This window comes from Wolbachia endosymbiont of Atemnus politus, assembly GCF_013309895.1.
Map to the genome: position 1 here is coordinate 1 of NZ_JAAXCS010000053.1, position 8,713 is coordinate 8,713.

The window sequence follows — 8,713 nt, forward strand, 5'->3', positions numbered from 1 at the left end:
TACCATAGGGTTTCTTTTGCCTTTTTTCCTGCTTAGTAAATTTCTTAACGTTAGATTAGTTGCATAAAAGCAGATAAACCCTAGCGTTTAGGATAAAAACGCCGATATTTGAGGTACATAGAAAATAGCCAACCACCACGGGGATTCTTTTGCCTTTTTTCTTCGTTTGGTAAGTTTCTTAATATTTAGATTAGAAAGTTAAAAGTGTTTTTTACAAAAAAATGTTGAAACTACGTATATCTTAGTGTTTAAACATCTGCTGTAACGACTTCACTTCCAACTTGCTATTCTTTAAATATTGAATTGCAAGCACTAACGCTTTACTTCCAGAAGCTGTAGTACTGTAAGCTATATTTTGCGAAATAGCAGTTCTGCGAATATCTTTGCTGTCTGAGACTGATTTTACGCCTTTTGAGGTATTGATCACTAGATTTATTTTTCCATCTTTGAGCATATCAACTATGTGAGGTCTGCCTTCTCTCACCTTATTTACAGCTTTTGCAACGATACCATTATTGTTCAGATACGAAGCTGTGCCTTTGGTGGCATATATATCAAAACTCAGTTCCTTCAGCATTCGTGCAGTCGACAATATATACTCTTTATCATCATCTTTTACCGAAATCAAAGCACTGCCTTCTGTTGGCAGATTATATCCTGCAGCCATGTGCGCTTTTGCTAGCGCAGCTTCAAAGGATGAGTCAATTCCCATCACTTCTCCTGTTGACTTCATTTCTGGTCCAAGTAGAGTGTCAACCCCCGAAAAACGGGTAAATGGAAAAACAGCAGCTTTGACCGCAAAATGATCAAAAGATTTTTTTTCTTGATCTAATTTTTTACCTAAAATAACTTGAGTGGCAAGCTTTGCAATAGAAATATTGATTACTTTGGAAATAAAAGGAACTGTACGGCTAGCTCTTAGGTTTACTTCGAGTATGTATATATCGTTTTCTTGAATGGCAAACTGAATATTTATTAAACCTTTCACTTTCAACTCCAGAGCTATTCTTTCAGTTAGCAGTTCAATCTTTCCTATAATTTTGTCATTCAACGTGTTTGTCGGTATTGAACAAGTTGAATCGCCAGAATGGATACCAGCTTCTTCAATATGCTCCATAATTGCCGCAATGAAAACTTTTTCCCCATCACATACAGCGTCAACGTCAGTTTCAACTGCATTAACTAAGAATTTATCAAGCAGCAGCGACCCATGTTCAAATATCCTAGTTTGACTCAGAACATATTCCTTAAAGCTCTCAATATCATGCTTAATCGACATGGATTGACCACCCAAGACGTAGGATGGCCTGACTACTAGCGGAAACCCCACCTTTTCTGCATTGGTTAACGCTTCTTCCACTGAATGACAGATAGAATTTTCAGGTTGTTTTAAATTAAGTTGCAAAGCAAGGTTTTTAAATCTCATACGATCTTCAGCAAGATCTATAGAGTCAAATGGCGTACCAAGAATATTAAAACTCCTTTCATTTAGCACTTTGGCTAATTTTAAAGGTGTTTGACCACCTATCTGAACTATAACACCCACTAGTGTGCCATTTTCTTGCTCTTTGTTTAGTATTTCAAGCACATCCTCTATAGTTAGCGGAGCAAAATATAAACGATCAGCAGTATCATAATCAGTTGAAACAGTTTCAGGATTACAATTAATCATTATTGTTTCATATCCCATTTCTTTGGCAGCGGAAACTGCATGCACGCACGCGTAGTCAAACTCAATACCCTGACCAATACGGTTTGGTCCACTACCTAAAATGACAACCTTTTTTCGGTCAGAAACATCTGCTTCACACTCCACTCCCTCTGTCATCCAGACTGGTTCTTTATTTCTGGATTCCAGCGTTACGCACTGGAATGACATACCCTCATAACAGCCATACATATAAGCAGTACTCGATTCAAACTCAGCCGCACACGTGTCTACGCGTTTATAAACTGGGTTAATACCAAATTTTTTCCTTACTGCTTCAATTTGCTCTGATGTTATTCCACATTCATTTTTCCCATAGATCCCAGTGTCAAGCACTGGGATGACAGAATGGAGAGTTAGTTTCGCCAACCTTGCATCCGAAAATCCCATTTTCTTTAGCTCTAACATTTCATGTGCTGTTTCTGGCAGACCATTTTCTTTAATTCTTTGCTCAGCCAAGATGATCTGTTGTATATTTTGCAAAAACCATAAGTCATATCCTGTAATTGAATTTATTTCTTCTATACTTATTCCATGACGTATTGCGTCGGCAGCAACCAGTAATCTGTTTGGCAGTAATTTTGCTAATTGAGATTTTATATGATCAACATCTGTGCTTTCAGAAAACACTTCATCAAGTCCTGTAAGACCAGTTTCAAGTGAACGGAAAGCTTTCTGTAGTGATTCATTAAAAGTGCGACCTATGGACATTACTTCTCCCACCGATTTCATGGAAGTTGATAGTTCACAATCTGTTCCCTTAAATTTTTCAAATTCAAAACGAGGAACTTTAGTGACAATATAATCAACCACCGGTTCAAATGCAGCAGGTATAATTGGTGCACAATCGTTGCGTATTTCATCAAGTGAATAGCCAACAGCAAGCTTGGTTGCAACTTTTGCTATAGGATAACCCGTTGCTTTTGAGGCAAGTGCAGAAGAGCGAGAAACCCTTGGGTTCATTTCAATCACAACAAGGCTTCCATCTTCTTTAGGATTAACTGCAAATTGGACATTTGCACCACCTGCACTAACATCAATTTCTCTCAACACTGCTATAGATGCATTTCTCATTTGCTGGTATTCCGCATCGCGCAGGGTCAAAGCAGGAGCAACAGTAATGCTATCACCTGTATGAACTCCCATAGGATCAACATTCTCTATTGAACAGACTACTATGCAGTTATCTTTACAATCACGAATAACTTCCATTTCGTATTCTTTCCAACCGATAATCGATTCATCTATCTGAACTTCATTTATTGGTGAAATTTTAAGAGCGTTCTCTGCAATGTTGAAAAACTCCTCCTTATTGTATGCTATACCACTGCCTGCACCGCCAAGAGTAAATGATGAACGGATGATTGCAGGCAATCCAACATAACTTAGAGCTTCCTTTATTTGCCTTTGATTTTTTATAATAACACTTTTAGGGTACTTCAGTCCTATTTTATCCATAGACCGGCAAAACAATTCTCTATCTTCCGCTTTTTTAATTGCCTCTCTATTTATGCCAATTAGCTTTATGTTATATGTATCCAATACTCCATCATCTGCAAGTTTCATTGCACAGTTGAGTGCGGTTTGCCCGCCCATCGTTGGTAATATTGCATCCGGTTTCTCCTTAATTATGATTTTTTCTATGATCTCAGGCAGTATAGGCTCAATATACGTCGCATCAGAAAACTCAGGATCCGTCATTATAGTTGCAGGATTGGAGTTTACCAGAATGATTTTATAACCTTCGCTCTTTAATACCTTACAACTTTGAGTTCCAGAATAATCAAACTCGCATGCCTGACCTATGACTATTGGACCTGCCCCTATTACTAATATAGATTCTATATCTGTGCGTTTTGGCATAATTACAACCTATTTAAGCAATGTTACCAACCTTTCCTATAAATGTGAATTTTTATTGGACTAGACTATAGATAATTTTAAGTAGTATGAGTGCATACAACTTATTCAAGAGATTTGCTAAGTGGCAAGATTTCTCCCGATATGTCGCAGTCTTCAGAAGATAATTCCACAAATTTGTCTGTCAATTTATCAGGTAAAACTAATTCAGGTATATCTTTTCCAGGAAACGCCTGCTTGTACATTTCACTGTCAACAGGTCCTTCTGGATACACAGCATTTATGCACAATTTTGTATGTTTTGTCTCAGATGCATATATCTTTACCATGATTTCTAGTGCAGCTTTACTTGCAGCATAAGGTACCCAATATGGATAAGAAGAAGGAGAAAGCGTCGCTTCTGAAGTCATAAATATCACCCTTCCAGAATTAGATTTTTTTAGTACTGGATCTAAGTTTTTTAGTAAGTACCAATTAGCAGTAAAATTAGTATTCATTACATTCTGTAGCTCTTCAAGTTCGCAGTCGTGAACAGGGTTCAACTTACCTAAAATTCCAGTACACGCAACTAATATATCAAGTGCTCCAGATTCTGATAATTTCAGGCTCTCTATCATATTTGCCAGTATTTTCACATTTTCGAAATCTAAGAGATCAATTTGAATTAGCTTCACAGAGTCTTCTTTGAATTCTTCACACCCTTCAATTTCATTATATAGTGGCTTGAGATTATCGATAGACCTTGAAATTAAAATTACACATGCACCTTCTCTGACGAACCTTTTTGCAACAGCAGATCCTATTCCACCTGAAGCCCCGGTAATTAAAGCTATTTTGCCTTCTAATTTACCCATTTCTTTCTCCTTAGCGAGACCCATTCAAATATTTTAGCTGAAAATTAAACTTTGCTCCATATATAAAAATTAGACTTACCATATAAAAAAATAGTAATGACACTACCACACCACCTAAGCTTCCATATATCAAATCCAGTTGGCCAAAGGCAGCTTTTAAATATTGCTTGAAAACTGAGGCTGAAATTGTCCAAAGCATAACAGCTACACAAGATCCAGGAAATACATCTGATAAATTTTGTTTTATATTCGGTAACATAAAATATAGCCAAGAGACTACCATGAAGAGTACAAATTCAATAAGGAGATATTTGGTATAACTTAGCCCATGATAGGAAAAATCAATTAGCATTGGGACTAATGTGGAGAATATTATAGTTAGAGTTATAATAAGCGTAATTACTAAAAATTGTAATATACTGAGTACTCTTCTTAATATATAAGGTGGCGAAATCGGAACTTTGTAGGCTTTATTCAATATTGTTCTCAGCCCTTCAATCGTTGATGAAGCAGTCCAAATAGCACCTACAATCGCCAAAGTTAATAAACTTTGCGGCGGACCTGATATTATCTCCCTAATACGTGGCATTAAAGATGATAAAATGTCCTGTGGCATGTTATCAATTATAAATGTCCAACCAATGTTATATTGGTCTAAGAAATTTGCAAATGTTGACGCCAAAGCAATTAAAACGATGAGAAAGGGAAATATTGACAACAGGATTAAAAATGATAAGTATCCTGCATGCTCCATCCCATCGTTGTAAATTGTGTCAATCAAAGCACGATAAAGACAATAAACGATACTGTAAAATTTCTGCAGCACTATAATATAAACAAACCAAGTAAGATATTCTAAATGAAATAAAGTTTTTAAGCAAAAAACCCTTGAGAATGTGTTGTATATTGTCGTTCTTTTGTTATTCTAACTTTTTCGTTCCAGTGCCGACCATGAAAAAAGAATCCGTTGGATGGCAAGCAAGAAGTCAATAATGCATGTGATTCATAGAGATTATGATAACCAGATTAAGCTTTACCCCGTGATTTTTCTGGATCATTAGGAGTTAAATTTGGGTCTAATAATTCTGTTCTGACATACTTGCCTTCTTTATCATACAAATTGCAGATTGTTTCATCAGTTTGAACTTCCATTTCTTTAGTCTCTCTTTGATCTGTTGAAGATGATGCATCAACAACTCCTACATTTTTAGTAGTTTTTTGCTTTAGTTGTTTATTTTCTTCTTGTAGTTGATTTAAATCTTTCTTTAACTCGCCAATCTCTCTTATTTTGTGTTTTAATTGCTCAGATATAGTTAGCTTATCTCTAGTCAATTTTTTGTTTTCTTGTCTTAACCCACTCACTATCTTGTTTGAGCTTTTATCCACAGCTTGTGTACCTTGGTCTTGCACGCTGTTCTGCTGCATGCTTGTTCCTCTATTTTCATATTCAACTTCTTTCGCATTTTCTTTCTTTAGTATGCTTAACTCAGATTCACTTTGCTCTAATTTCTTGTGTAACTCTTCATTGATTTTATCTGTTGATTGAATTTCACTTTCTTTATCTTTTAATTGAGATTTCAAATTTGCTATTTTGCTATCTTTATCTTGCAATTTTTGCTCTAATTCATCTATGTTCTGTTCCAATTGTTTAATATTTTGATTTTTGCTATCTAATTCTTTCGTCTTTCTTTCCAATTCAGCTTTAAGTCCTATAACTTCTTTTTCCAAAATTTGCTTTTCCTCAATTAATTTATTTACTTCTGCATCACCTTCTTCTACTATCTCTTGATTAAGTTTTCGTAATTCTGCATTTTGCTTCTTGAGATACGCGTTTTCTTCCTCTAATTCCTTTACTCTATTTTCTAAGTCATTTCCTCCTTGTCCATGCTCTTCATCATCAAACGTATCACTCTCAAATACTTCATCTTCACCGCTAACTTCACCACCAACAGACAAAGAACCTCTGCGCGAAGAAAGTGTGTCAGAAGAAAAATATCCACTACTGTCTGGCGCAGGCGATTGTGGTGATACAGGTGTAAACCTCTCCTCAGTTATCTGTTGGTCGTTTATATTCTTGTACATATCAGCGAAAACTTGATACAAAGTTTTCTCATTGATAAAAACTTCTTTATTCTGTTCAACTAATTTCAATATTTCATTTTTTGTCTCTTCTAGTAATGGATCTGTAAACTTTAAATCACCAAATTTTGGTTCATTAACCATCCTTCTTATACCATCAGAACCTACTTCTATAGTCATGCTACAATCTATGCTATTACCTTTAGAATCCTTAGCCTGCCAGTCAATTGTCACTTCACATGAACTAGAACCAACAAAATTATAATGCCTTTCATTGCCGTTTTTTTTGCATGCAGTTATTTGACTGTTTTTCCCTAAAGATATATTGTAAACTTCATTTTCATTGCTGGCCCTTAAAATATCACTGATTTTTATTGGTTCTTCTTTATTTTCAAACCTAATATTGAAGTCATTATCTTTTGTTGAATACGCTAAGAAACTTTGACCTGATAAAATTTTTTCAAATTTGTTACGTATTTCATCTTGTGTTCTATTTATTGATTGCTCAAATTCTTGGAGCTCCTTTTCCCACTTTAAATTTATCTGCCCTGTAATATCCTCATCTTTGCGTAAAGGACCAATAAAGTACCAGATTAGTTTTTCTTTCTCTAATTTTTCTATAAAATCCTGAAGACTGTTGCAAGATTCAATGGCACCTGAAATATCCTTTTTTTTCTGTTCATCTACGTCTAAACTTTGACTCTCAACTACAAATAAATTTTCGTTTTCCCCTGACATTACCTTACTATTTACTAAACAATATATTTAAATATTAAAATTTTTAACTTAAAAATTAATTAACAGAAGCGTAAATTAAATTGAGTATTTGTGGATTCTCTCTGTATACTGAAAGTTATTTATTATTTAATAGACAGTATGGATAATGCCATCATAAGAAAATATGATATTAGAGGTGTGGTAGGCAAAGACCTACAGATTGACGATGGGTATGAGATAGGCAGGAAGTTTGGCCAAACCGTATCCAGTGTTTGTATAGGCTACGACAGCAGAATAGATTCACCAAGTATAGAAAAAGAATTAATCAGGGGCTTAACCCTATCTGGAGCAAATGTTATACGCGTTGGACTATGCTCTTCACCTATGCTCTATGCTGCAACGCAAATTACGCAGGCAGACCTTGGTATCATTATTACTGCTTCACATAACCCTAGTGAATATAATGGCTTTAAATTTTTCAGCAGTAAAAAAGTCTACTCAGATCAAGAAATAAAGGAGGTTGTAAGCAATCCAATTAAAAGCAGTACAAAAATTGGAAGCTTAATTAACATCAATATATATAGTGAGTACATTCTCATGTTAAAAAGTGCGCTGAAGAATAATACTACACAAAAGCTAAAAATAGCCTGGGATTTTGGTAATAGCCCAGTAAGTGGAATCGTAAGGTATATTGAAAAGATCTTACCAGGTCATGCGCATATCGTAACCAATAACTCTATAGATGGAAAATTTCCCCTGCACGATCCAGATCCTATAGAAGAAAAAAATCTCGCTCAATTAATTGATATTGTAAAGCAAGATAAATGTGATCTTGGCATTGCACTTGATGGTGATAGCGATAGGGTACGCTTGATTGACAATAGAGGCAATGTTGTTTCCAACGACCACTTATTTATGATTTTTGCAAGTGAAATATTGGAAGAATATCCAAAAAGCAAAGTCATTGCTAACATAAAAATGAGTATGAAAGTGCACGATTTCATTAGCAAGTTAGGAGGGCAAGTAATTACCTGTGCTACTGGACACTCCCTAGTTAAAAAGAAGATGTTAGAGGAAGAGGCAAAGTTTGCTGGTGAACTGAGTGGACATTTTTTCTTTTCTGAGCTAGGTTTTGATGACGGACTGTATTCTGCTGTTAAAGCCATCGATATTTTACTTAAGAAAAACCAAAGCCTATCTCAGATGATCGAGAATTTACCGAAGCTATATATTACTCATGAAGTGAAGATTGCGGTTAAAGACGAAAAAAAATTTCAAATAATCGAGTCAATAAAGAAAACACTAGAACAGCAAAACATTGCATTTTCAGAGCTTGATGGCATTAAGGTAATCGACAGCAGTAATAAAGGTTGGTGGCTCCTTAGAGTGTCAAACACACAAAACTGTATTACAGCAAGGTGTGAAGGAAATACCTTAGAGGATTTTGAACTTACTAAAAAAGTTTTATTTTATTATATCGATAAAGCAAGGTCTT

General features: G+C 35.3%; 5 protein-coding genes. 1 reads left to right on the top strand and 4 read right to left on the bottom strand.

All coding sequences use genetic code 11. The annotated features are described in order from the left end of the window. Positions 1–241: 241 nt before the first annotated feature. From carB to HET73_RS08255, 4 genes are all read right to left on the bottom strand, one after another. Positions 242–3,571 (bottom strand): carbamoyl-phosphate synthase large subunit, encoded by a 3,330-nt coding sequence (gene carB / locus HET73_RS04405; protein ID WP_174134086.1) that lies wholly within the window; start codon positions 3,569–3,571, stop codon positions 242–244. A gap of 101 nt (positions 3,572–3,672) precedes the next feature. Beyond that, positions 3,673–4,446, bottom strand: a complete 774-nt coding sequence (locus HET73_RS04410; RefSeq protein ID WP_174132885.1) for an SDR family oxidoreductase — start codon at positions 4,444–4,446, stop codon at positions 3,673–3,675. After that, positions 4,433–5,248: a YhjD/YihY/BrkB family envelope integrity protein gene (locus tag HET73_RS04415; protein WP_174132888.1), complete on the bottom strand. Its 816-nt coding sequence runs from the start codon at positions 5,246–5,248 to the stop codon at positions 4,433–4,435. The genes HET73_RS04410 and HET73_RS04415 overlap by 14 nt, the downstream gene beginning before the upstream one ends. 200 nt (positions 5,249–5,448) lie before the next feature. Continuing rightward, positions 5,449–7,239 carry a coiled-coil domain-containing protein gene (locus tag HET73_RS08255; RefSeq protein WP_246210123.1) on the bottom strand — a complete coding sequence of 597 codons (1,791 nt, stop codon included), beginning with the start codon at positions 7,237–7,239 and terminating at the stop codon, positions 5,449–5,451. 138 nt (positions 7,240–7,377) lie between these two features. Between HET73_RS08255 and HET73_RS04425 the strand changes: the two genes are divergently transcribed. Next, a partial coding sequence (locus HET73_RS04425; RefSeq protein ID WP_174134087.1) for a phosphomannomutase/phosphoglucomutase occupies positions 7,378–8,713 on the top strand: 1,336 nt, incomplete at its 3' end.

Bases quoted from the DNA above. Each gene is read 5' to 3' on its own strand.
- carB (WP_174134086.1), bottom strand. From the start codon at position 3,571: ATGCCAAAACGCACAGATATAGAATCTATATTAGTAATAGGGGCAGGT.
- HET73_RS04410 (WP_174132885.1), bottom strand. From the start codon at position 4,446: ATGGGTCTCGCTAAGGAGAAAGAAATGGGTAAATTAGAAGGCAAAATA.
- HET73_RS08255 (WP_246210123.1), bottom strand. From the start codon at position 7,239: ATGTCAGGGGAAAACGAAAATTTATTTGTAGTTGAGAGTCAAAGTTTA.